Source organism: Paenibacillus amylolyticus, from assembly GCF_050990605.1.
In the GTDB taxonomy this organism is placed as follows: Bacteria; Bacillota; Bacilli; order Paenibacillales; family Paenibacillaceae; genus Paenibacillus; species Paenibacillus amylolyticus_H.
Genome location: NZ_CP158832.1, coordinates 2337585 through 2362136, shown reverse-complemented (window position 1 = coordinate 2362136; position 24552 = coordinate 2337585). Strand labels below are relative to the sequence as shown.

Below are 24552 nucleotides of genomic sequence, written 5' to 3'. Positions count from 1 at the left end.
GTTGATCTTGATTCAATCAGATTGACACATCTACACCTTATTACGTATAGATGGACAGGCGTGGTACGAGTTCTGTAAAACGATATAACTGCGCCGGACGCTGCGAGTACTGGTTGGAACTCACGAGGTTTCCCTCTTCATCTCTTACTTCTTCCACAATGCCTTTACGGCTGCGAGTAGACGTAATCTTGCGTATGAAGTTTGGTTCTTCAAAATCCGGTACAACACTTTGAATAACCTGATATAATTCACTTAATGTAAAATCACGTGGCAGGAACTGACGAGCAATCGTCGTTTCCAGCATCTGCTGTTGGATACGTCGATAAGCATCTTCGATGATTGTTCTGTGATCAAAGGCCAGCTCCAGTTCTTGCAGCGCCTCCTGAATCGTGAACAATCCAACATCCTCAGCATCATCTGCGGCTTGGCGTTGATCCAGCATCCAATCTTCCACAAGCGCGAAAAATGCGTGAGAGATAATCCAGCCCCTCGGGTCACGACCCGGCTGACTGTATACATTCAAGTACTCCAGATGTCCACCGTCTACACCTGTCTCTTCCATCAGCTCACGCTTAGCTGCACCATAGATGGATTCATTTTCCTGACAAAATCCACCGGGTAATGCCCATCTGCCTGCAAAAGGCCAGCCTTTGCGCTTAATCAGCATCACTTTCAGTTCCCGAATGGGAAGTGTCTTCGTCACCGTCTTACGCTCCCGCTTCGTCAAGGTGAACATAACGATATCCGCAGGAACACCATCGGGGGTACGATATTTTTTGGAACTATAAGCACGTGCTGCTTGTTCGTCGCTCTCTGCATTAAAGTGTTCGTAGTTTTCGCTCATGGGCACCACCGACTATTTTCATTTTGATAATTTCATTATGACATAATAATATCTTTTGTCAACCGCAGGATTCGTTCGTTACGTTCTAGGGCGTGCTATGCGGAATGTCGCCGTAGCCATACATCCCAACGTGCCCGATGCATCACGAACCTCTGATTGAGTCGTCACACTGCGTCCTGCTTGATGCAGTACGGTAGCTGTCACCGTTAATTCCCCTTGTTTCATTGGTGCGAGAAAATGTACGTTCAGATTCGTTGTCACACAGCCGTCCACTTCCATTGCTGCTGTTGCAACCATACCCATGGCCTGGTCCATCAGTGAAGTCAATACACCCCCATGAATGATCCCCATGGAGTTCGTATGATGTTCGCCTGCTGTCAACGCGATCTGTACTTCTTTACCGTCTCCTTTAATGTAACGACAGCCGAGAAATCCCCAGAATCGTCCGTCTCCGTCTTCCACCATTTTGTCCAAAATGCTCATTATTCATTTCTCCTTTATTCACTGTACGTATATAGCTCTCTTGATGTCATGTGCCTTTATCATTAAAAATCAGTTGCGCCACACAAAATAACCCCACAGCGTGGAGCTTTGTTTGGAATTATATTCCGAGTACTTGGCGATAGCCACTCCACGTTAACGGTTATGCAATGTAAGAAAAGCTTCTGATCGAAGCCCTATCGATGATGCCACATTCGTGGTTCAGCAGTTGCTTTTCTTGCGATTATCGAATCCTTTAGCTACGCTGAAAACTTATAATTCTATAATCGTCAAAAAAGGCGCGGACAGCGTCCGCACCCTTCCGTCATTTAACCGCAACTGGTCGGAGGTGAATCCGTTCCAGCCTCCACGTTTACTTTTTCAGAAACTGTATCCCGGATTACGGAGATCACGAGTTGAAGCAAGTAGTTGATGTCGCTCTGGCTCTGCTGAAATTCCGTAACCAATGGAATACTGTCCAGCTCGCTTTGCAGGTCTTCAATTTCCTGTTCAATTTTGCTGACCATCTCCACATTTTTGAAGCTTTCAAAAGCAACAATCTCTTTTTGTTTTTTCTTGATCGTTGCAATCAACTGCTGGATGCGCTCATGATCCCGAATTTTGGTTTCAGCCTGTTGAAACTGTCTAACTTCCTCACTCGTTCCGAGCATATCAGCCAATTCTTTGGCTTTTCCCATAATGTCGTCGCGTATGACCAGATTGCGCGTATCGTAGGTTGGCATTCCATAATGGTTGTACTGCACTTCTTCCTGCGCCACTGAAATCGCTCCATTCTATGAGATGATATAAGATGAGAACCTGGGCTCAAATGAGTTCAAACGTCTGCTCCATGACCGCTGCGGGTACGGATCGTTCTTTTGATCGCTGTTGTCTCCGGATTTTTCTGATTACACTTGTTCATAGTTAAAATCCGGAGACAAAGGCGAACGCTTCGCTTCTACAGACCGATTCCGTCCCCTCCGCTACTTGCGCGAATGTCCGAACCTGATATTGAACCCCAAAATTCTCATCTTATTGGTGTGTGTATTACTGATTGGCAGCTACCGGCTCGGAGAGCAGGTTGCCCCGAATATAAAAAGTCATCGGATCGGTGATTTCCACTTGTACGAAAGTACCGATCAACTCTTTGGGTCCTTCAAAATGCACCAGCTTGTTGCTGCGCGTACGTCCTGCCAGAACTTGGGAATTCCGTTTGCTCTCACCTTCAACGAGCACTTCAACAACTTTGCCACGTTGTTCTTCATTGCTTCGGTGGCTGTATTCGTTGATTGTTTCGTTCAAGCGCTTCAAACGTTCCTTCTTCACTTCCATCGGCACGTTGTCTTCCATCACCGCAGCTGGTGTACCTTCCCGTGGGGAATAAATAAAGGTATAGGCAAAATCATACCCTACTTCACGGACAAGGGAAAGTGTATCTTCAAATTGTTCTTCCGTTTCCCCCGGAAAACCAACAATAATATCCGTTGTCAACACAACATCAGGGATGGCCTTTTTAATTTTGTCAGCCAGTTTCAGATAGTGTTCCCGGCTATACTTGCGGCTCATACGCTTGAGTACTTCCGAACTGCCAGACTGCACTGGAAGATGAATGTGCTCCACCAGGTTTCCGCCCTTGGCCAGCACTTCAATCAAGTGGTCATCGAAGTCACGTGGGTGACTGGTTGTAAACCGTACACGCGGAATATCAATTTGGCGAATGGCATCCATCAAGTCACCAAAGCTGTAGTTCAGGTCGGTGAAGTCCTTGCCGTACGCATTCACATTTTGACCAAGCAGCGTGATCTCCTTAAATCCTTGTCGTGCCAAATCCCGAACTTCGGCAATGACATCTTCAGGACGACGGCTGCGTTCTTTGCCCCGTGTAAACGGAACGATGCAATATGTACAGAACTTGTCGCAGCCATACATAATGTTCACCCAGCCGCGCATACCCTCACGTTTCTTCGGCAGGTTCTCAATAATGTCGCCTTCCTTGGACCATACCTCAACAACCATTTCTTTGCTGAACAGCGCTTCCTGGATTAGATGCGGCAGTCGATGCACGTTATGTGTACCAAAGATCATATCCACAAATCCATGCTTCTGCATGATTCGATTGACTACGCCTTCTTCTTGGGACATACACCCACATACGCCAAGTAACAATCCCGGACGTTCGAGTTTTAGCGTTTTCAGGTGACCCAGCTCACCGAATACTTTATCTTCCGCATTTTCCCGTATGGCACAAGTATTGAGCAGAATGATATCAGCCTCTTTGCGATCCTCTGTGGCCTGATAACCCATAGACTCAAGCAATCCTTTGATGGTCTCCGAGTCATGCTCGTTCATCTGACATCCATACGTATATACAATATAGTGTTTGTCTTTCCCTATGTTTTTCAGTTCATCGGGAACGGCATTTTCGTAAAGCACCTGGACGTCTTCCTTACCCCGCTGTTTCTCCTGACGATGATTGGGTTCCGATTTGATGTTAATCTCACGGCCCCGGATTCTTATCTTTTTGCTGAATTCATCTTGCGAAATTACTTTGGCATCGGAGAAATCAAAATATTGGGAGTAATCCTTTTTTGAGTCTTTAGCCATTTCCTTCGGTCACTCCTTACAGCCTCTAGTAATAAAAAATCGTTCATTCATCCTTGTTCCACGTGAATTTCTTGCTTGGAACATTAAAAGAGCATTACAGCAAATTATAGCATGAATTGGGCTGTAGTTCCACATCCAAAGCGCATGTCCCTTCGTCTAATCCGAATCATGCCATGCTCAGAAGAACACTCAGAAAATACAAAAACCTGAGCCTTGCCATCAGGGCTGGAATTAACCTTCCCCTGTTGACTGTGCTCAGGTTTATATGTTATTCAGACCGCCTAATTGGCGGCTGAAGCTATTACATGTAATTAATCGATGATTTCAGCAGTGTCGCCATTACGAGCGCCAGCAGCGTTAGCTTCATCCGTATCAATATGCATGTCCAGTGCAAAAGAATCGGATACACGAGCCAGTACATTTTCCAGTACCAGACCGCGATCTCCGCCGAGACGAACTTTCAGCATTTGTTTGTCCTCGATACCCCATTTAGCAGCATCAGAAGTATGGAAGTGAATGTGACGAGCAGCAACGATAACACCTTTATCGATCGTTACTTCGCCAGCAGGACCTTTAATCGTGATTCCTGGTGTACCTTCAATGCTTCCAGATTCACGTACAGGTGCTTTAACACCAATCGCAAATGAATCTGTCATGGAGATCTCCAGTTGCGTTTCAGGGCGAACAGGTCCAAGGATACGCACTTTATCAAACTGTCCTTTCGAACCAATGACCGCTACAGTTTCGTTAGCAGCGTATTGGCCAGGCTGGGACAGAGGTTTAAATTCAGTCAGTTCATAACCTTTGCCAAACAAAATTTCAACGTGCTCTTGGGATACATGAATGTGACGGGCAGATACGCCCACAGGTACTGTTTTACTCATTGTAAATTTCACTCCTTGTTTATCTATGGCCTGTTCTCAGGCTCTTAACAATCCAATGGTATTATACCCCTTTTTGGAGTGAAATGAAAACGAACTGGTGAAAATTCATGAAATACACTTATTTCAGCATCATTCCACTCCTTTATTTGGAAAACAAGTTTCAATTCAACCCGTTCAATGCATACACCAGTTCACTATTTCATGGAATTCCCCTTCATCTGCATCTTCGGATTGCTCTCTGGCAAGTGTTCCCCCAGATAACTCATCGCATTCCCCCACAACCAGCCGCGCACTAAATGTTCATCATAATGCTTGAGTAAGATTTCTGTCAGTCTCGGGTAATGTCCTGAATGTTCAAGTCTCTGAATATACGTTGAAATCCCATCAAAATCAGACCCCATCACCAGGTGATGCTGACCGCCCAAAGAACAGATCTGCTCGATATGAGGCAACAGATCTTCTATAAGCACTTCCCCCTCCTTTTTAACAAACCAGGGTACAAACGTCAGTCCGATCCGCCCTTCCCGGGCAATGATGGCCTGAATCTGATCATCTTTCAGATTACGCACATGGGGACATATGCTATAACTGTTGGAGTGGGAGGCGATAAAAGGACGCTTGCTTAAGTCAGCCAGTTCCCAGAACCCTTTCTCCGTCAGATGTGACACGTCGAGCAGCATTCCGATTTCATTACACTGGCGCACCAGTTCCTTCCCCTTCTCCGTCAGACCTGCTCCGCGCTTCTCCATGACTCCGTCAGCCGCCCAGTTGGCATAATTCCACGTTAGTCCAATAATACGAACGCCCATCTGATAACATAATTCCAGATAGAACAGGTTGCCCTCCAGGCCATCCACACCCTCCAGTGTGATTAATCCCCACGGCCCCTCTGTTTGCCCCACCTGAGCCACCTGTTCACGCCATAACAACGTCTGTGTGCCGCCAGGCCGCTCCTTACTTATCTCTACACGTCTACGATAAATCTCCAACTGCCCCATCACATGTTCAAACTTGCCTCTGCCAAGCACTTCGGGTAAATAGATGGCGAACGCCTGTAACCCTACATTCCCCTTTTTCAAACGTTCCAAGTTCACATCCAGTTGTGGAGCATCTTGGAATGAAAGAGCAGGCTGCATCAAAATTTTGCTCAGTGCATCACAGTGAAAGTCAGCTACACGCCAATCAGACATGGACATCTTAAACCCTCCTCCATATTTTATTGCAAAGAAAACGCAAAAAAACCTGTCTACATCCATCGTAAACAGGTTCAATGCATAGTCCATGTATTATCTGGGCTCCACAATCAGCTTAATGGCCGTTCGGTCCTCGCCGTCGATCACAATGTCTGTAAAAGCTGGAATACAAATCAGGTCAACTCCGCTTGGTGCTACAAATCCCCGGGCTATCGCTACCGCTTTAATGGCTTGGTTCAGTGCTCCCGCTCCAATTGCCTGCAGTTCAGCATTTCCACGTTCACGAAGAACCCCTGCAAGAGCGCCGGCTACAGAATTAGGATTGGACTTTGCTGAAACTTTTAATACATCCATGGTAAGTACCTCCCTGGGAATGTTGAAAGTTTGTTTCCACTTACTAGATGTTATTCGCGGGAGGCAAAAAAATTCCTTCTTTTTAGACGGGTTTCCCTGCAAAATGGGACAATACCCCTATTCCATGCGCCACTCGTCCTCCATCAGACGAATTTTTTCGATGCGTGTTGCCGCACCTGTAGCTTCATCAATTTCAACAAACACACCATGGAAATGCCATTTGCCATCATCCACAACGAAACGTACGGGGAGCTGGGTGTAGAACTTGCGCAGCACGGCCTCACGCTCCATGCCCAATATGCCGTCACGCGGCCCTACCATGCCCGCATCCGTCAGGTAAGCTGTTCCTCCAGGCAAAATCCGATCATCGTTACTCTGTACATGTGTATGTGTACCTACAACGACAGACGCACGTCCATCCAGATGCCATCCCATGGCAATCTTCTCCGACGTCGCTTCAGCATGCATATCGACCAGAATACATTTATAATCTTGGCGCAGCTCATCTACAATTTCATCAGCTACACGGAATGGGCAATCCAGAGCAGGCAGGAACGTTCTCCCTTGCAGATTGACAATGGCCAGCTCTTTCCCTTCGCCTTTGACAACCGTATATCCTCGTCCTGGTGTGCCTGGTGGAAAGTTCGCTGGACGAATCATGCGGGGCTCATCATCTATAAAATCAAAAATATCCTTATTGTCCCAGGTATGATTACCAAGTGTAATACCATGTACACCCCAGTTGAAAAACTCATTTGCAATTGCTCCGGTAATGCCGCGACCTGCTGCCGCATTTTCACCATTCACAATCACTACATGTGGCTTATACTTCGATTTCAGGTACGGTAAATTTTCCTTTAATGCCTTACGTCCCACGTTGCCTACAATGTCACCAATAAACAAAACTTTCATTGATTACTGCCTCCTCAATTCCTGCAAAGTCCTTTTACTTCACATGTTGAACCTTTGCAGGACTCTATCTCATGCTCCATGATGTGTTGTTGCCTTCTAACAGGCTATCAACAGGAAAAGTGGCCCACTACTGCGGCCACTTTTCCGTAATGCTCTATTTTGCGTATTCAACCGCACGGGTTTCCCGGATGACGGTGACTTTGATGTGACCCGGATAGTCGAGTTCATTCTCAATCATCTTCGTGATGTCGCGGGCTAAGCGGAAGGCTTCAGCATCATCGATCTTCTCAGGCTGTACCATAACGCGAACTTCGCGTCCGGCCTGAATGGCGTACGATTTCTCGACACCTTCGAAGGATTCTGAGATTTCTTCCAGCTTCTCCAGTCGTTTGATATACGTTTCCAGCGTTTCGCGGCGTGCGCCTGGTCTTGCTGCGGAGAGCGCATCTGCTGCGCCAACCAACATGGCAATGACCGAAGTCGCTTCGCAATCTCCGTGATGGGACGCGATACTGTTGATTACAACCGGATGTTCTTTGTATTTCTTCGCCAGTTCCACGCCAATTTCGACGTGTGATCCTTCCACTTCGTGATCCAGCGCTTTACCGATGTCATGCAATAGACCTGCACGTCTTGCCAGAGTTACGTCTTCTCCGAGTTCGCCAGCCATCAATCCAGCCAGATAAGCGACTTCCATGGAATGTTTCAAGACGTTTTGACCGTAACTTGTACGGAACTTCAACCGGCCCAAAATTTTGATCAGATCCGGATGCAGACCATGCACGCCCACTTCAAAGGTAGCTTGCTCACCGTATTCACGGATGCGCTCATCCACTTCTTTGCGGGACTTCTCAACCATCTCTTCAATCCGTGCCGGGTGAATACGTCCATCAGCCACCAGTTTCTCCAGGGCAGTACGGGCGATCTCACGGCGAATCGGGTCAAAGCCCGACAGAATAACAGCTTCTGGCGTATCATCGATAATGAGGTCAATCCCTGTAAGGGTTTCAAGCGCACGGATGTTACGTCCTTCACGACCGATAATCCGGCCTTTCATTTCTTCATTTGGCAGGGTAACAACAGAAACCGTTGTTTCCGCTACGTGGTCAGCCGCACAGCGTTGGATGGCAAGTGTAATAATCTCGCGGGACTTTTTGTCCGCTTCTTCCTTCGCTTGTTGTTCAATGTCCTTGATCATTTGAGCCGTCTCATGACGAACTTCCTGTTCTACGTTGGACAGTATGATACTGCGTGCGTCTTCCATGGTGAGGTTGGATATACGTTCCAACTCTGTCACCTGGTTTTTGTAAATCATTTCGATCTGCTGCTGAGTCTCATCAATTCGTTTCTCTTTGTTAGCCACTTGCTCTTCTTTACGTTCGAGTGATTCCAATTTTTTATCCAGCGACTCTTCTTTTTGCAACAATCGTCTTTCTTGTCGTTGAATTTCATTCCGACGTTCACGAGTGTCTTTTTCAGCTTCAGCACGAATGCGATGGATTTCATCCTTCGCTTCCAGCACCGTTTCTTTCTTCAGTGCCTCTGCCTCTTTCTTCGCGTTCTCCACGATTTGTACGGCAGCTTGTTCCGCACTAGAGATTTTAGCCTCTGCAAGAGATTTGCGAATAAAATATCCTACTCCGAACCCAATGATTAGCGCGGCCACAACGAGAGCGATCGTGATTGCAGGTTCCATACTGTTCACCTCCTCGTTGGTTCCTCCAAGGCATTCCTTGGGTTAATTTGCAGTTTTCAAACCTTACATATGTTTGGGAATAACGAATACTCACGGCGATCCCCCGCCGATTTTCATTTCACATGTACATGTTTCCACGTACTATTCACTGTTTCCAGCGAACCCATAATTAAGAATGGTATAAATCTTAAGAAACCGAAACCGCTTTTTTGGAAGGAAAAAGGGTTGTCCATTTCTTACAGACTCATGTCCATTTTAGTATTTGACGAAAGAAATTGTCAAGAGAATGCAGTATAGAGACTCTGGTCTGCTAATCCCATAACAACGCTTCGTCATCTTCAGCGTCTACAGCCTCATCTTCTTCAATTAAACAATTCACGACCCGGCGCACCATATCCATTGAAAAACCACGTCTCATCAGGAAGGGAAGCGTTTTATTTTTCTTCTCTTTGACGTCTCCTTTGACCTGATTCCATTTTTTGCGTCCGGCACTCAAAGCAGTCTCAAATTCCGCATCCGTACTGACACCTTCCAGTGCTTCAGCAATGAGATCATTGGCAATCCCCTTTTGACGCAGCTCTTGCCTTATCCACAGTTTTCCCTTCCGCTTGCCCTCCATACGCTGTCTTGTCCATTCCTTCGCAAATAGATCGTCATCCACTAACTTCTCCCGCTCAAGTCGATCCAGCGTCTCTTCAATTAACGGTGCAGCAAACTCCTTCTGACGAAGTTTCTGACTTAATTCATGGCGCGTACGTGGCTTATGCTCCAAAAAACGCAGAGACTGTGCATACGTCCGCTGTCGCTCATCAGCTACAATGATTTCTTCCAAATCCTTTTTCATAAAGGTATTGCCTTGAGTCATCCTGTATTTAATCATCACATCTTCAAGAACCGTAATGGAGTGGATGCCAAAAGTGATTCGATAACGAGCTTGCCTGCTTTTCGTTCGTTCTACACGTGTAATAATAAGTTCTTCGTTGTCCGGAAATTGGGATAGGCCATCCTTTTCTGCTTCTTCATATAAATCCTCGTCATGTTGATCCATTCAGGTCTCCCCTTTCATAACATTTTCATTCTGACTACGCCAAGCACATCTTCACATAAGACAGAGAACACTAATACAAAAGGCCGGGACTCAGCCCGGCCTTTATCTGCACAGTTAGCGTACTAACAGCCCCTGTCCATTGGGACAGGGGCTGTTAGACAGCATAAGTACCCTCACTTCAATCCAATATCCAGATTGATCCAAGCTCAATCAGATAAGTTTACGGAGTCCAGTGGGGAACACCCTCAGGTCCTCCCTACAAGGGAGGATTTGAGAGATTACTCGTTGATTTCAAACAATTCTTGTTCTTCTGCTGCTTCTTTTTGTTGCTCTTCACTAGTTGGCGCAGGAACTGCGGTAGTCAAGTTACTAGCTACACGAATTTTTTGTTCAATGATTTCAGCAATGTCTTTATGCTCTTTCATGAACTGTTTTGCGTTCTCACGGCCCTGTCCTAAACGCTCGCCTTCGTAGGAGTACCATGCACCACTTTTATTAACGATATCCAGCTCTGTACCAATGTCGATGATACTGCCTTCTCTGGAGATACCCTCACCGTACATGATATCCACTTCCGCTTGTTTAAACGGAGGTGCCACTTTGTTTTTCACAACTTTAATACGAGTACGGTTACCAATCATGTCATTGCCTGATTTGATACTCTCAATACGACGCACATCCAGACGCACCGTAGAATAAAACTTCAGAGCACGACCACCAGGTGTTGTTTCCGGGTTACCAAACATAACGCCGACTTTCTCACGAAGCTGGTTAATGAAGATTGCGATTGTTTTGGATTTGCTGATTGCACCAGACAATTTACGTAACGCCTGAGACATCAAACGCGCTTGCAAACCAACGTGTGAATCACCCATTTCGCCTTCAATCTCTGCTTTTGGAACCAAGGCAGCTACAGAGTCAATAACGACGATATCTACTGCACCACTGCGTACAAGAGCTTCTGCAATTTCCAGCCCTTGCTCACCCGTATCTGGCTGAGATAGAAGCAATTCATCAATGTTAACGCCCAATTTGCTTGCATATTGAGGATCAAGAGCATGCTCGGCATCGATAAATGCTGCTTGTCCACCAACACGTTGTACTTCAGCAATCGCATGCAATGCGACAGTTGTTTTACCTGAAGATTCAGGTCCATATATTTCAACAATACGGCCTTTAGGCAAGCCGCCTGTTCCTAATGCAATATCCAAAGCCAAGGAACCACTGGGAATAATTTCCACATTCATATGAGTGGACTCACCCAGTTTCATGATGGATCCTTTACCAAATTGCTTCTCTATTTGACGGAGCGCCATATCAAGCGCGGCACGACGGTCTGACAATAAGCTCACACCCTTTACTGTTTATAAGATAATGATACCTTGTTTTAACACGTTTGCCAAGCTTTTTTTCGAACATACATTCGTTTTTTTTGTGAAGGCCGAGGCGCCTCTTCCTCAAAGAAACTTTCCATTAAACAGAAAAAAGAACCGTAAACAAGGCTGTAAAGCCTAATTCTACGGTTCTTCCGTCTTCCTTAATTATACTTGCTTGGAACTGTAAATGCAATCAAAGCGATTAACGAATCAATCCATCGCCACAAGTTTTTGCCATAAGCGATAGAGAATCGCTTTGGCTGAACGAATGCGAACCGTCTCGCGATTACCATTAATACGCAGTTCATGAATTTCCGTCTCTTTTCCACGTTCAGCAAGAGCGATGAAGACAAGTCCGGGTGGCTTGCGTTCCGAATATCCCGGTCCAGCTACACCAGTAACAGCCAAGCCAAAATCAGCGTCACCAATCATGCGGATCTGCTCAGCAAGCACTTTTGCAACCTCAGGACTTACCGCCCCAGGCGCATCTTCACCTTCCAGATAATCATGAGGCACATTCAGCAGCTTTTCTTTAATTTCATTGGAATAACACACAATTCCACCTTTGAGCATTGAGGCACTTCCCGGTACAGAAGTCAGACTTTGCATGACAAGCCCTCCTGTACAGCTCTCAGCAGCGCTAAGCGTCAGCCCCATATCAGACATCATGGTTACAATCGTATACTCTATAGGCACATCCTCGTTCGCGTAGAGATGTTCTGTCAAACGCTCCCGAATCTGAACCTCCATCGCATCCAGCTTCAGCTTCGCCTCTCCCTCACTTGCAGCCTTAGTAGAGACACGTACCGTAACTTCGCCTTCGCTCGCGTAAGGAGCAATCGTAGGGTCTGTCTGCGCGTCAATCAGATCCAACAGTCGATCTTCCAGAGCAGATTCACCAATACCTGCGAATTTCAGCATTCGGGAATAGATCGGCATTTCTTCTGTGAGTACATGCTGGAACAGCCAAGGCTTGACTTCCTGTTCAAACATTGGAATCAACTCTTTAGGTGGTCCAGGCATCACAACATAATGTTTATCATTATCAGAAATGGCATTTCCTGCCGCAAGGCCCGTTTCATTGGCCAGAGGTGTGCCACCATCAATAACAATCGCCTGACGTCGGTTATTCTCTGTCATGTCCACATTACGATCTCTGAAAAAGCTCTCAATTTTGTCCATAGCCATTCGATCTGTATGCAGTTTTCGGTTAAGAACAGCTGCGAGCGCATCCTTGGTCAGATCATCTTGGGTAGGTCCGATGCCACCGGAAAATAAAATAACGTCTGCACGGCCCTGCGCAATACGAATAGCTTCACTAAGGCGGTCCAGGTTATCCCCAACCACCGTTTGGAAATATACATCGATCCCCATCGCAGCCAATTCACGGGATAGGTATCTGGCATTGGTATTGACGATTTGTCCAAGCAGTAGCTCTGTGCCAACTGCAATGATTTCTGCCTTCATTGAGCATCCTCCTGACATGGTGAGTGATCAAAGGGCAATAGGATAATTTCCTATTGCCCCTGACCCAATGCTTCCTTCATGATTACCCATTTAAGAACAAACCATTATGCTTTTGTTAAATGAAGCAGGTTTTTGTTTTTGATAAAGTAATCGATACCCGACCAGATGGTAATAAGCGCTGCTGCCCATACCGCAATAATATCGACGTGAATACCCGTGTATGAGAACGGGAAATTGTTCAACAGCAACAGCACAATCGCCACAATCTGCACTACAGTCTTCAGCTTGCCCCAAGCACTAGCGGCAACAACCGAACCATCCAGCAATGCAATTTGACGCAAGCCGGTAACTGCGAATTCACGACTAATAATAACAACTGCAATCCAGGAATCCAGCTTGCCCATCTCCACAAGCGAGATCAAAACTGCAGTAACCAGCAGCTTGTCTGCGAGTGGATCGAGCAGTTTTCCCAGATTGGTAACCATGTTATTTTTCCGCGCAAGGTATCCGTCAATTCCATCTGTGCTTGCGGCGATGATAAAAATAACAGCAGCAATCAGTTGATTATACGGAAGCAAAAAGCTTCCAAGCTGCAAGGGCTCTGGATAAAATGGAAAATCCACGAGCAGGAACACCATCAAAAAAGGGATTAAGCAAATTCGTGCAAGCGTAATCCGGTTGGGTAAATTCACAAGACGCCCTCCCTCATATCCTCCATTACTCCAAACAATCATCATAATCCCGTTATCATCATCCGGAACATGAAATGTACAGTTTCAATGTCAATCCATATTAACATGATCCCACTATGTAAAAACGCAAAAAATAAAGTCAACCGCTCAAAAGCAAAACCGCTTTAAACGTTCCGGTGACTTCCAGAAGATGTACTGCTTTTCACAAAGTCAGCAAACGATGAGGACTGGACTTGATGCATGACTGCCAGCAATGCACATTTAGTATAATATACGCCCGATACCGTGTCAAAAAACACTTTTGCTACAAAAAGGCTATATTACTTGAAATTTGTATATTGCAAATCCAGAGGCAGATTAGCACCATTTAGCAACTGCATGACTGCTTGCAAATCATTTTTACTCTTACCAGTTACCCGGAGTTGGTCTCCCTGAATCTGACTCTTCACCTTCATCTTGGAATCCCGAATAAGGATATTGATTTTCTTGGCGATGTCCTGATCAATCCCCTGTTTAAAATTCAAACGCTGGCGGACTGTACCAGAAGATGCTGGCTCTACCTTTGCGTAATCAATGTTTTTCAGTGGTAGACCACGCTTCGCCATTTTGGATTGCAGCACGTCAATGACAGCCTTGAGTTTGGTCTCATCATCAGATACGATCGTTAACGCATCTTTATCGAGTTTCAGGCTGCTCTTGCTGCCCTTGAAGTCATAACGAGTGCCAATTTCCTTCTCGGTTTGTGTAACGGCATTTGTCAATTCTTGCAAGTCCATTTTGGACACGATATCAAATGAATTTTCTGAACTCAAACCAGTCACCCTTTCAGTTAATCGTATGTTCTGTAACATTATAGAGGATACCTTAAGCAAAAGTCTAATTTCAAGCTGTTTTACACAAAGAAAAAGCATTTTTGGCTTCCACTTGAGGTGGTTGCCAAAAATGCTTGATGGTCCAGCATCCAACTAATAGCGACTGCGGTTGGGCTGTCTGAACATATCGAGCACACCCAAAACCACATGTGCAAGTCCAAAACCCAATATTCCGTAACCCCAAGCACTTGGAGTCAGGTAATAACCCAGGAGGCTGACAATGATCCCTAAACCCGTTACGATCCAGCTGACTGTCACAGCCATCCACCTCACTTCATCAAAAGTTAACTGCAAGTTAAGACACGATTATTGTCTCCTGCAGTTGACCCGGTTATTCGCTACCAGTGGTACCGTCCGTTGATCCATTTTCAACACCTGTGGAAGAAGTAGTATTACTACTGTCTTCACCAAGCTTCAAACGGATCCGATTGGTTGCCTTGCCATCCGTTACAACTTGCCCGCCAACCTCAATCGTGGTCGCTGCAGCGTAACCGGACTTAATATACATGCCTGCACTATCCAGCTCAAAGGTATAGCTGTCACCGTCGGCTGTATTACCATACTCCAACTTCTCTCCGCTGGAGTTCTCGCCCTTATAAACTTCCAGCCAGCTATGACCTGTGGCTTTAATCGTAACCGTTACAGGTTGCCCTGCACTTCCGTTAACTTTGAAGTTCGTAATATTACCTGATTTCCCATCTTCTGCAACTGTTACAGCAGACGGTGAATTGTCTGCTGGTTCTTCTTGATTTTCTCCGGTCTGTCCGTCCGTTTGACCATCAGTTTGACCGTCCGTCTGTCCTTCCGTATCTGTACCGCCACCGTTACCGCCAGCGTCGCCCTCACCAGTAACGTCAGTACCTGAATCTGTCGCGGGCGGATTAGATGCCTGTCCGTTGTCGGCAGGTTGATCCGGTTTATCCTCAGGCTGTTGTTGACTGTCTGTAATTTTGACTTGATCAAGCCCCGGATTATCTGATTCATCACCCTTGTTATACACCACGTATACATACAACAGTACTACGATCAAAACAGGGAATGTCCACATCAACGCGACAGACATCCACCGATTACTACGCTCAACCGGACGGCTGGAACGCTTCTGAATCACCGGTTCCATCGTTGCTTCCGTCTCTTCTGCGGGTACGTCTTTTTTGTGTCCCTCCAGCAACTCATCAGGGTTCAGTCCCACAGTCTCCGCATAGGTTTTGATGAAAGCACGCACATAGAAGCTGCCCGGTAGCACTTTATAGTCTCCTGCTTCTATGGCCTCCAGATACCTCTTGCGAATTTTTGTCATTTCCTGTACATCGTCAAGACTCATCCCTTTTTGCAGCCGGGCCTCCCTTAACTGCTGACCCAGTTCAGACATGCCATCTCCTCCTTATGTTTATCTCTTGAGTTGTTGCTAATCTATTCCATGATTCCGTACGGTTACTTACAATTCATCGGTGTAGCTAGCCGTAAACGTATCATAAATAATTTCTTCATTCGGATTGTTGCGAAGTTCAATAATAATATCAAAATCATTAAAATCATATTCCGATTCCTGTACAAAAATATCCGGATGTTCGATAACTTTGGTGCTAGGCATGGTCATAATATCCTGCAACAGGTTGTAATGCCGCTCACTGGAGCGAATCGTGCTAACAATACCGTCGATAATGAACACATTATTTGGGTTCAATTCGTCCTCAGAGAGTTGGCTCCTTATGGTCTGACGAAGAAGTGTGGAGGAAACAAACGTCCATCGCTTCATTGCACATACGCTGCCCGCAATAATGGACTCCGTTTTGCCAACACGAGGCATTCCGCGCAAACCAATGACCTGATTGCCTTCCCTCTTAAATACTTCACCCAAAAAGTCCACAAGTAACCCAAGTTCATCTCGTGTGAAACGAAATGTCTTGCGATCATCCGAGTCACGGTCAATGTATCTGCCATGACGCACGGCCAGAATATCCACCAATTTAGGTTGACGCAAAGCCGATACGGTAATGCTGTTTACTTTGCCAAGCATTTCACCAAGCAAACGGATTTTTTCATCATCATCCGATTCAAGCAGCATGCCTCGAGTTTTGCCTTCAACACCGTTAATGGTCAATATATTCACTTCAAGCATCCCCAGCATAGAAGCAATATCGCCTAACAAACCGGGTCTGTTCTTATGTATTTTATATTCCATGTACCATTGTTTAGATTCCATTTCAACACCCCGTAATGCATTATTCCACATTATTCGACAGCAACAGAACGTGTCCACTGGACAACAATCTGAGACATCTTCTAAAAATGGGTCACGTTAATGATATATAAAATGAAAATGAATTACAAGAACAGCTCTGTAATCCGTTTGTAATCATTAGAGAAAAGCCCCCTTGCGGGAGCTCTTCATCTGTAATCTTATGCGTTTTGTTTGGCCAATTTGACCATCAGGCACGCAATCGTACGACGCTCATCTGCATCGCCAACATCCCATAACTCTTTCAATGCCCGGTTGGAATGGTTCGCCGGATCAACTTTCTCATCAAGGAAGTCGCCGATTTCATACGCAAGTTTGTTGATGGTTTCTTCACTCATCCCCATCTTCTCTGCTTGCAGTACGCGGTCACCCAGGAACTTCTTCCATGTGTCAAAACTGGAGAGCACTGTTTTTTCTGTTGACATGATAAATCCTCCTTAGATGACGCATGAGATTTAAAATCAACAGTTGTAATATGTGCTTTCGAGACATTTTATATACGAGCAGTTTGAAAATAATCCGGAAGAGGTCGCTTCTCAGCAACCTTCACCTGTTTCGTTCACAGCCAGTCAAGTTTCTTGGCTTTTTTACGTTAACCAACCGCCATTTGGACTGATGATCTGCCCATTGATATAACCCGATTCAGGGAGGGCCAGAAAATAAACCAGTGATGATATTTCATCAGGTTGAGCAAGTCTTCCTGCCGGAATTTCCTCTTCCAGCATTTTCAGTTCACTCTGATCCAGATGGTTCAGCATGGATGTCTGAACAGCGCCAGGAGCAACCGCATTTACGGTTACTCCTGAAGGTGCGAGTTCTTTCGCAAGCGCTTTGGTGAATGCATTCACCCCACCCTTGGTTGTGGAATACAGCACCTCACAAGAAGCACCAGACAGTCCCCAGATCGACGATACATTAATGATTCGGCCGTACCTTTGGGAGATCATGTGAGGCATCATTTCCTGAGTACACATAAACGTGCCTTTGAGGTTAATCGCCATCACTTCATCCCAGATCTCCTCTGTAACATCAGACAACATCCCATAGTGCGAGATTCCTGCATTGTTCACAAGGATATCTGGCATGAGATTATGCGACTCGAGCTTCTCACGCATGCGCTCAATCTGTTCCCGGCTGCGAAGATCCGCAGACACGGTCATGATTTTTCCACTGCCCTGTTCCATGCACTGTCTGGCAGCTTCATTCGCTGCTTCATGCGATTTCATATAGTGTATAACAACATTCATTCCCACTCTGGCGAAGCGTTCTGCGATAGCCGCTCCAATGCCACCGCTTGCGCCGGTTACCAGTACAGTCATTTCCCCGATTGCCTTCAATTGTCCTGTTCCCCTCTCCATATCAAGGACTCACGACCAGCGATACAGCCAGTTGATCCCAGCGAATATGCTCTCTCAGTCTGAGATTTACATCTTCCAGTGTAATCGATTCATAGAGCGGGAGCATATTGAAGAAATCACCCCCGCGGAATTGCTGACGTGTAAATTCATGCGCAATGTTCTCCGGAGAATTGAGCATACGCAAATAACCACCTATTTTCTTTTTGCGTGCACGTTCAAAATCCGTGGATTCAAACCCTTTTTCTACAATGGCATCCACTTCTTCACGTATACGCGCGAGTAGTTGATCAGGGTCTTTCGTATCACCACCAATGGCTGAAAAAGCATATTGCGGCGAACTGTTATACTCATGTCCAAAGCTGTCCGAGATCAGATCTTCATCGTAGAGCTTCTGAAATAATCGTGTGCTTGAGCCAAACAAAAGATCCATCATTAGCTGCGTTGTCATATCTCGCCGTAACAATTGTTCTCCGGTAAGTCCAACGTCTGTCTCCTTGAATCCAAACAGACATTTGGGCAGTGAAACAGCCAGTTTTGCTTCCCTTCTGACTTCTCCTACCTGCTCAGGCTCCGGTTCGAAGAAACGTTGAATACTTCCCTGTGGCTTATAATCCTTCTGCTCCTGGTTCGATCGAACCATAGCAATGACTTCCTGTGGATCTACACCACCTACCACGAATAAGAGCATATTACTCGGGTGATAGAAGGTGTTATAGCACTCATACAGCATCTCTTTGGTAATCGTACGGATGGATTCCACCGTTCCTGCAATATCGATATGCACGGGATGTTTCTGATACATGGCTTCGATCAGGCCAAAATAAACACGCCAATCCGGATTATCAGCATACATGTCAATTTCCTGTCCGATAATGCCTTTTTCCTTTTCCACATTTTGATCCGTGAAGTAAGGATTTTGCACAAAGTCGACTAATGTTTGTATATTTTCATTCACATATTCGGTCGCTGAAAACAAATAAACCGTCTGATCAAAGCTCGTAAATGCGTTAGCTGAGGCACCGTGAGACGCAAACGTGGCAAAAATATCGCCCGTTGGTTCTTCAAACATTTTATGCTCCAGAAAATGGGCAATCCCATCCGGAACCTTCACTGCTTCCTGTCCTTCCACCTGAAAGTGATTATCCACCGCTCCATACTTGGTTGCAAACGTAGCATACGTTTTCTGGAATCCCGGTTTAGGCAAAATATAGACATGCAGTCCGTTATCCATTACTTCGTAAAATAGTGTCTCCTGCAAATGCTCATACCGAATGCTCTCCACCGATTATTCCTCCTTCTCGTCCCGCAAGAAATAAATCGTATCCAGACGGAATTGTTCTGCCGCCTCACGAACATCTTCCTTGCTAATATGTTCTACCTGAGCCAACAGTTCTTCAGCCGTTCTTTCTTTACCAGACAACTGTCGATTGAAGTCATAAGCGATCATCTCAAAGGCAGAATCCTGCATTTCCTTAAGCAGATTACGGATCATTGCTTTGGTCTGGGACATTTCCAGATCACTGATTGTGCCGCTTTTCATTTCTTCCAGCTGCTGCTTGATGATCGTGACGGCCTTCTCATAATTAGGGATTTCAATCCCGGATTGAATCGTTGCAATGCCCTTATGTCCGTCATATCGCGAAGACGCGTAATACGCCAGGCTTTCTTTTTCACGAACATTTACAAACAGTTTGGAATGAGGATAACCACCGAGAATCCCGTTGTACATTAGTGCTGCGGCATACTGAGGATCTCCATAAGTGATAGATGTACGGAGTCCCATATTGAGTTTTCCCTGACTCACATTCAGTCGCTCAACAACGGTCTCTACTTCCTTATCTCCTCGAACCGCTGCCTGTGTCTGGTAATCGGAGGAGGACGTTCGATCTACATTGAAATGACGCTGAACAAGGTTCTCCACCTCTTCCAGTGTCGTATCCCCTACCACGTACAGATCCATACTCGCCTGTTGCAGCCAATCCTGATAGGACGCAGTCAGTGTGTCAGGCTCAATTCCGGGCAGATCCTTTCGCTCACCCAGTGGGTGAAGACGGTACGGCTCGTTCTTGCACATTTCCTCAATACTGCGTTCAGCGGCATAGCGCATTTTATCATTCACGATGGATTCCAGCTTTTTACGAACAGTCTCTCGCTCTGCTTGTACATAAGACGTCCTGAAATGTCCATTCTCCTGTGCAGGCCGTGTAAGAACCTCTCCAAGAAAGGCAAATGAACGATCCAGTAACTGTTCATCCCCTCCAACAAAGGAATCATTAATGGTATCCATCCGAAACTGTACAATCTGGTAATCCCCGCGTTTATAGACGTCAAAACCAAAACCTGCCCCATACAGATGCTCCAGTTGCTCACGAAATTGTGTTGTTTCCGGATAGGACTCCGTGCCGCGTCGCAGAACAAAAGGTGTCAGCGCTACTTTGGTTACTGTATCTTCCCGTAAGGGAACTCCTGCATATAGCGATATAGCAAACGTTTTGAAACGTTTAGTCGGAAGCACATGTATACGAAACTCTCTATTGCTACCTCGTTCGAATCCTGATGTATTCAAATGTCAAAACCCCTTTACGGCGTCATTTATCATGCAATCGTATTAAGCTAAACGTAACAACCATTTTAACCCATTCAAAAGGCAAGAAGCAACCGAAGTCACGCCTTCCGGTTGCTTCCAACATCATCACATACAAAAAATATGCTGTCCGATTGTTTTCACTTGTGGGCGGGTCCAGATCCATTTGGATGTTGCTGTCCTTGGATTAAAATAATAGAGACATCCGCCGGATGGATCCCAGCCATTCAGAGCCTGCTCCACTGCCTTTTTGGCTTGTGCGTTCGGTTCCAAATAGATCTGTCCGTCCGCTACAGCGGTAAATGCACGTGGCTGGAAAATTACTCCGGAAGGAGTATTAGGGAAACTTGGTGCTTTAACCCGATTCAGAATGACTGCTGCTACCGCCACCTGACCTTCAAAGGGTTCCCCCCGGGCTTCACCATATACAGCGTTAGCCATAATCTTGAGTTCATTCTCTGAGAGACCAAGGGCATTGGCAGATCCCATATTGTCTTGCTCTTTATCTGCCGTATTGTCACTGCCTCCACCCCCACCTGAGGATTCTTTGTGTAGCGGCTGCTCTGTTGGCGACCATTTGGTTGACGCATTGTACAGCTTTAGCTTGGTCTTAGCTCCAACCACACCATCTGCCTTCATGCCAAACTCGGATTGGAACCATTTGACGGATTTCAGCGTGCTGCTGCCAAAATTACTGTCGATCTTACCATTGTAAAATCCCAGGTACTTCAGACGCCCCTGAAGCTCATACACATCTTGACCGTAACTTCCATATTTTACTGTATTGCTGCTAAACGTAGGCAAGGCCTTTTCTTCTATCTGCGGTGTACGCTCTGCTGAACTTTCTTTTGCTGTATTCCCAGGAAGCAAATATCGAATTCCCAATGCGGATATCAGCAAAATAGCAGTGAAAAGCCATAGGTTCATTTTTCGCATCGACTGTGCTCTACCTTTCTCTTGTGGGATTAACAGAATCGCTAAGGTTATTATGACAAGCCTGGTTGCTTCCTATGCACCAAATCATCCGATCTTTGTAGTAGATGGCAAAAATTCATTCTCCTGAAAAGCAAAAAGCCCTCAACCAATACGGTTGAGGGCTTAAATGATTCGTTGTAACAATGTTACACTACGAACTTATTTTATTCTGCTGATACTGTTCAAGTGAAACCAGTACTTCCCTTGGTTTGCTGCCCTCGTAAGGACCGATTACACCCCGGGCTTCCATGGAGTCAATTAAACGCGCTGCACGTGTGTAACCAACCCGCATACGACGTTGCAACAGAGAAACTGAAGCTTGTTTTGCCTCCAGAATAATCTGTACAGCTTGCTCATATAACTCATCCTGTACTTCATCTGCTGCCTGAATGGAGTCATCCACTTCAGGTACAATGGATTCATCATACTGCGCTTCACCTTGACCACGTACGTAGTTTACAATATTCTCGACTTCTTCATCGCTCATAAATGCACCTTGTACACGAACCGGTTTTGATGCGCCCATAGGCATGAACAACATGTCTCCACGACCCAACAGCTTCTCAGCCCCACCCATATCCAGAATCGTTCGGGAATCCACTTGTGAGGATACACCGAAGGCAATTCGCGATGGAATGTTAGCCTTGATTACCCCGGTAATAACGTCAACCGAAGGACGTTGTGTGGCAATAATCAGATGGATTCCGGCTGCACGGGCCATCTGAGCGAGTCGTGCAATGGCATCCTCCACATCTCCGGCTGCAACCATCATCAGATCTGCAAGCTCATCCACTATGACAACGATATAAGGCAGAACAGCAGCAGGATTATCTTTCATCAGATTATTGTAGCCCTCGACGTTACGTGTCCCTGATTTGGAGAACAATTCATATCGTTTCTCCATCTCGACCACAATCTTTTTGAGAGCAAGTGACGCTCGTTTAGGATCAGTTACTACTGGTGCCATCAGATGTGGAATACCGTTATATACGTTCAACTCAACCATCTTGGGATCGACCATCAGGAACTTCACTTCATCCGGCTTGGCTTTGTACAATATGCTGGTAATAATTCCGTTAATACACACCGACTTACCGGAACCTGTAGCACCCGCGACCAGCAAATGGGGCATACGAGCCAAGTTACCAATAATCGTCTGTCCCGAGATATCTCGGCCAAATGCAATGGTCACTTTGGATTCTGCATCCTGGAATGTCGCCGTCTCCATTACCTCACGCATCGTTACAACCGATACCTCACCATTAGGTACTTCGATTCCAATAGCAGACTTTCCGGGAATCGGTGCTTCCATCCGAATATCCTTTGCCGCCAAAGCCAACGCGATATCATCAGTCAGGCTGACAATCCTGCTGACCTTAACACCAATATCAGGCTGGATTTCATACCTTGTAACAGCAGGCCCCCGAACCACTTCAAGTACTTTGGCGCGAACACCGAAGCTCTCCAGTGTAGCTTCCAGCTTGCGTGCTGTCTGCATATAATCCTTCTGGTCACCCGCCTTGCCCCCATTGTTTGGCTTGGCAAGGAGACGGAATGACGGCAGCTTGTACGGCTTAGGAGGTGGCGGTGGTGGTTTCACAGGTTGTGTGTCCTGCCCTTCAGAGGTTGGAGTATCTGATCCCTGCATTGCATCTTGAGGTACTTCTTCTCCACTCTGAATCTCATCCACAGCATTCATCCCGTTCGTACCCGCATCGGATGCAGACCACTCTGTCTCTACCAGTTCATCCGTTATTTTAATGGCATGCTCGCCCTGTTGTACTACGTTCGGATCGGCCAGATCATCCGGGAAAGGATAAGCATCGTCCAGATCATCTTCAATGCTTGCCTCTTCTGCTCTGACGTGCTCGAAAAAGTCTCGAATGATCGGCGCTGAGTTAGGTTTAGCCTGAACAGGAACACGTGATGAAGCTGATTTGTTCGCTACATCTTCGGTCGCATCCTGCCACGCCTCTACATTGTGATCTTGTTCAGCACGGTATACAATCTGTTCCGTTTCTACCGAATCGGCCTCATCCATTTCAGGTCCTGATGTCGTCTGTTCCCGATTAGCTCCCCATTTTCCAAAAAGTTGGAAGAATATTGGCGCTTTACGTTTTGGCAGATGCTGTTCCTCTAACTCATCCTCATACTCGTCTTCGTCATCTTCAACAGGAACAGGTACCACTTTACGAGCGTTACCTTTCTTCCTTCCATCAGATGCTGAAGCAGAACGTGCAGAGGGCCTCGACTCCAGCTTCTTGTACATCGAACTCCCGGCATCCCAAATCTTGGTTCGGAATATTCGAATCAAATCCACATAAGATAGACTTGTAATCAGCATAAAACTGATCACAAACATGACAATCATGATAAGTCTCGCCCCAAGGCTGCCGAACAGCCAGAGGAAAAGAGCAAATTGCCCAGCTCCGAGATAACCACCGCTGATGTCCTTGTTAAGCATAGAGTCCCTCTCACCTGGCGCAGCAGGGGTTAGCAACTCGGTTTGCATATCATTATGTACCTGTGTAATCACAGCACCAGGCTCAAGCGCACCAACCGGAATGAGCTTCTGGTGCATTGCAGAGACGGTACTCATCAGGGTTAAGGCAAAAACCAGCAAAACCAGTCCTGTTTTGCGTGTGGTCCAGCCACTCGGCCATTTCCGGTGAATCATCACCATGAGACCATAATAAATACCAACAAGTGGAATCGCAAAATAAAACTTACCAAGCATCAGTCCGAACATCTTGGAAAGCGAACGTCCAACGGTGGCTTCACCCGATAATGCTATGACAGCAAGGGTAATAAGCACAATCCCGTAAATTTCATATTTTAAAACGCCGCTAAAACCAGCGCCCTTTTTTTTCCTCTTTTTTCTTCTGGCCAAAATCAGGTCACCCCCAGAAGAATATTATACCATACAAATATAATCCGTACATATGTTCTTTTTCTGCTCAATTTGTCTGAA

Annotated in this window: 23 protein-coding genes; all 23 read right to left on the bottom strand. The window is 46.0% G+C overall.

Annotated elements, in window-relative coordinates; all coding sequences use genetic code 11:
* Nucleotides 1-40: 40 nt before the first annotated feature.
* Nucleotides 41-844 carry an NUDIX domain-containing protein gene (locus ABTV53_RS10850; protein ID WP_433752853.1) on the bottom strand — a complete coding sequence of 268 codons (804 nt, stop codon included), beginning with the start codon at nucleotides 842-844 and terminating at the stop codon, nucleotides 41-43.
* A gap of 78 nt (nucleotides 845-922) precedes the next feature.
* Nucleotides 923-1327, bottom strand: a complete 405-nt coding sequence (locus ABTV53_RS10845) for a PaaI family thioesterase (protein ID WP_036609249.1) — start codon at nucleotides 1325-1327, stop codon at nucleotides 923-925.
* Nucleotides 1328-1653: 326 nt separating this feature from the next.
* Nucleotides 1654-2067 (bottom strand): RicAFT regulatory complex protein RicA family protein, encoded by a 414-nt coding sequence (locus ABTV53_RS10840; protein ID WP_197997748.1) that lies wholly within the window; start codon nucleotides 2065-2067, stop codon nucleotides 1654-1656.
* A gap of 304 nt (nucleotides 2068-2371) precedes the next feature.
* On the bottom strand, nucleotides 2372-3928 hold the full coding sequence (gene miaB, locus ABTV53_RS10835; RefSeq protein WP_433752851.1) for a tRNA (N6-isopentenyl adenosine(37)-C2)-methylthiotransferase MiaB: 1557 nt from the start codon (nucleotides 3926-3928) through the stop codon (nucleotides 2372-2374).
* 311 nt (nucleotides 3929-4239) lie between these two features.
* Nucleotides 4240-4812, bottom strand: coding sequence for a phosphate propanoyltransferase (pduL, locus tag ABTV53_RS10830; RefSeq protein WP_017689107.1), 573 nt, complete (start codon nucleotides 4810-4812; stop codon nucleotides 4240-4242).
* Nucleotides 4813-5006: 194 nt separating this feature from the next.
* A complete protein-coding gene (locus ABTV53_RS10825; protein WP_433752849.1) occupies nucleotides 5007-6008 on the bottom strand; it encodes a dipeptidase in 1002 nt (333 codons plus the stop codon).
* Between the two features lie 90 nt (nucleotides 6009-6098).
* Nucleotides 6099-6359, bottom strand: coding sequence for a stage V sporulation protein S (locus tag ABTV53_RS10820; protein WP_007430104.1), 261 nt, complete (start codon nucleotides 6357-6359; stop codon nucleotides 6099-6101).
* A gap of 117 nt (nucleotides 6360-6476) precedes the next feature.
* Nucleotides 6477-7271, bottom strand: coding sequence for a TIGR00282 family metallophosphoesterase (locus ABTV53_RS10815; protein ID WP_433752848.1), 795 nt, complete (start codon nucleotides 7269-7271; stop codon nucleotides 6477-6479).
* Between the two features lie 154 nt (nucleotides 7272-7425).
* On the bottom strand, nucleotides 7426-8967 hold the full coding sequence (gene rny, locus ABTV53_RS10810; protein ID WP_433752847.1) for a ribonuclease Y: 1542 nt from the start codon (nucleotides 8965-8967) through the stop codon (nucleotides 7426-7428).
* Between the two features lie 310 nt (nucleotides 8968-9277).
* The gene (locus ABTV53_RS10805; RefSeq protein ID WP_433752845.1) at nucleotides 9278-10015 is read right to left on the bottom strand and encodes a regulatory protein RecX; all 738 of its coding nucleotides are present in this window, start codon (nucleotides 10013-10015) and stop codon (nucleotides 9278-9280) included.
* A gap of 278 nt (nucleotides 10016-10293) precedes the next feature.
* A complete protein-coding gene (gene recA / locus ABTV53_RS10800) occupies nucleotides 10294-11358 on the bottom strand; it encodes a recombinase RecA (protein ID WP_053783851.1) in 1065 nt (354 codons plus the stop codon).
* Nucleotides 11359-11601: 243 nt separating this feature from the next.
* The gene (locus ABTV53_RS10795; RefSeq protein ID WP_433752843.1) at nucleotides 11602-12858 is read right to left on the bottom strand and encodes a competence/damage-inducible protein A; all 1257 of its coding nucleotides are present in this window, start codon (nucleotides 12856-12858) and stop codon (nucleotides 11602-11604) included.
* A gap of 104 nt (nucleotides 12859-12962) precedes the next feature.
* On the bottom strand, nucleotides 12963-13550 hold the full coding sequence (gene pgsA, locus ABTV53_RS10790) for a CDP-diacylglycerol--glycerol-3-phosphate 3-phosphatidyltransferase (protein WP_433752841.1): 588 nt from the start codon (nucleotides 13548-13550) through the stop codon (nucleotides 12963-12965).
* Between the two features lie 320 nt (nucleotides 13551-13870).
* The gene (locus ABTV53_RS10785) at nucleotides 13871-14362 is read right to left on the bottom strand and encodes a YajQ family cyclic di-GMP-binding protein (RefSeq protein WP_017689115.1); all 492 of its coding nucleotides are present in this window, start codon (nucleotides 14360-14362) and stop codon (nucleotides 13871-13873) included.
* A gap of 153 nt (nucleotides 14363-14515) precedes the next feature.
* Entirely contained in the window at nucleotides 14516-14680 is a 165-nt protein-coding gene (locus ABTV53_RS10780) for a hypothetical protein (protein WP_164764158.1), read from the bottom strand.
* A 73-nt stretch (nucleotides 14681-14753) separates the two neighbouring features.
* Complete coding sequence (locus ABTV53_RS10775) at nucleotides 14754-15794, bottom strand: RodZ domain-containing protein (RefSeq protein ID WP_433752839.1); 1041 nt, start codon at nucleotides 15792-15794, stop codon at nucleotides 14754-14756.
* A 66-nt stretch (nucleotides 15795-15860) separates the two neighbouring features.
* Nucleotides 15861-16628 (bottom strand): DUF3388 domain-containing protein, encoded by a 768-nt coding sequence (locus ABTV53_RS10770; protein ID WP_053783847.1) that lies wholly within the window; start codon nucleotides 16626-16628, stop codon nucleotides 15861-15863.
* Nucleotides 16629-16825: 197 nt separating this feature from the next.
* Nucleotides 16826-17089 (bottom strand): DUF3243 domain-containing protein, encoded by a 264-nt coding sequence (locus tag ABTV53_RS10765; RefSeq protein WP_017689119.1) that lies wholly within the window; start codon nucleotides 17087-17089, stop codon nucleotides 16826-16828.
* 162 nt (nucleotides 17090-17251) lie between these two features.
* On the bottom strand, nucleotides 17252-18022 hold the full coding sequence (gene ymfI, locus ABTV53_RS10760) for an elongation factor P 5-aminopentanone reductase (RefSeq protein ID WP_433752837.1): 771 nt from the start codon (nucleotides 18020-18022) through the stop codon (nucleotides 17252-17254).
* 1 nt (nucleotide 18023) lies between these two features.
* Complete coding sequence (gene yfmH, locus ABTV53_RS10755) at nucleotides 18024-19304, bottom strand: EF-P 5-aminopentanol modification-associated protein YfmH (RefSeq protein ID WP_433752836.1); 1281 nt, start codon at nucleotides 19302-19304, stop codon at nucleotides 18024-18026.
* 3 nt (nucleotides 19305-19307) lie between these two features.
* A complete protein-coding gene (gene yfmF, locus ABTV53_RS10750) occupies nucleotides 19308-20588 on the bottom strand; it encodes an EF-P 5-aminopentanol modification-associated protein YfmF (RefSeq protein WP_433752834.1) in 1281 nt (426 codons plus the stop codon).
* A 126-nt stretch (nucleotides 20589-20714) separates the two neighbouring features.
* On the bottom strand, nucleotides 20715-21542 hold the full coding sequence (gene sleB, locus ABTV53_RS10745) for a spore cortex-lytic enzyme (RefSeq protein ID WP_433752832.1): 828 nt from the start codon (nucleotides 21540-21542) through the stop codon (nucleotides 20715-20717).
* A gap of 190 nt (nucleotides 21543-21732) precedes the next feature.
* A complete protein-coding gene (locus ABTV53_RS10740; RefSeq protein ID WP_433752830.1) occupies nucleotides 21733-24471 on the bottom strand; it encodes a DNA translocase FtsK in 2739 nt (912 codons plus the stop codon).
* Between the last annotated feature and the right edge of the window lie 81 nt (nucleotides 24472-24552).

Coding starts and splice junctions, on each gene's coding strand:
- ABTV53_RS10850 (WP_433752853.1), bottom strand. CDS start 844: ATGAGCGAAAACTACGAACACTTTAATGCAGAGAGCGACGAACAAGCA.
- ABTV53_RS10845 (WP_036609249.1), bottom strand. CDS start 1,327: ATGAGCATTTTGGACAAAATGGTGGAAGACGGAGACGGACGATTCTGG.
- ABTV53_RS10840 (WP_197997748.1), bottom strand. CDS start 2,067: ATGCCAACCTACGATACGCGCAATCTGGTCATACGCGACGACATTATG.
- miaB (WP_433752851.1), bottom strand. CDS start 3,928: ATGGCTAAAGACTCAAAAAAGGATTACTCCCAATATTTTGATTTCTCC.
- pduL (WP_017689107.1), bottom strand. CDS start 4,812: ATGAGTAAAACAGTACCTGTGGGCGTATCTGCCCGTCACATTCATGTA.
- ABTV53_RS10825 (WP_433752849.1), bottom strand. CDS start 6,008: ATGTCCATGTCTGATTGGCGTGTAGCTGACTTTCACTGTGATGCACTG.
- ABTV53_RS10820 (WP_007430104.1), bottom strand. CDS start 6,359: ATGGATGTATTAAAAGTTTCAGCAAAGTCCAATCCTAATTCTGTAGCC.
- ABTV53_RS10815 (WP_433752848.1), bottom strand. CDS start 7,271: ATGAAAGTTTTGTTTATTGGTGACATTGTAGGCAACGTGGGACGTAAG.
- rny (WP_433752847.1), bottom strand. CDS start 8,967: ATGGAACCTGCAATCACGATCGCTCTCGTTGTGGCCGCGCTAATCATT.
- ABTV53_RS10805 (WP_433752845.1), bottom strand. CDS start 10,015: ATGGATCAACATGACGAGGATTTATATGAAGAAGCAGAAAAGGATGGC.
- ABTV53_RS10795 (WP_433752843.1), bottom strand. CDS start 12,858: ATGAAGGCAGAAATCATTGCAGTTGGCACAGAGCTACTGCTTGGACAA.
- ABTV53_RS10775 (WP_433752839.1), bottom strand. CDS start 15,794: ATGTCTGAACTGGGTCAGCAGTTAAGGGAGGCCCGGCTGCAAAAAGGG.
- ABTV53_RS10770 (WP_053783847.1), bottom strand. CDS start 16,628: ATGGAATCTAAACAATGGTACATGGAATATAAAATACATAAGAACAGA.
- ABTV53_RS10765 (WP_017689119.1), bottom strand. CDS start 17,089: ATGTCAACAGAAAAAACAGTGCTCTCCAGTTTTGACACATGGAAGAAG.
- ymfI (WP_433752837.1), bottom strand. CDS start 18,022: ATGGAGAGGGGAACAGGACAATTGAAGGCAATCGGGGAAATGACTGTA.
- sleB (WP_433752832.1), bottom strand. CDS start 21,542: ATGCGAAAAATGAACCTATGGCTTTTCACTGCTATTTTGCTGATATCC.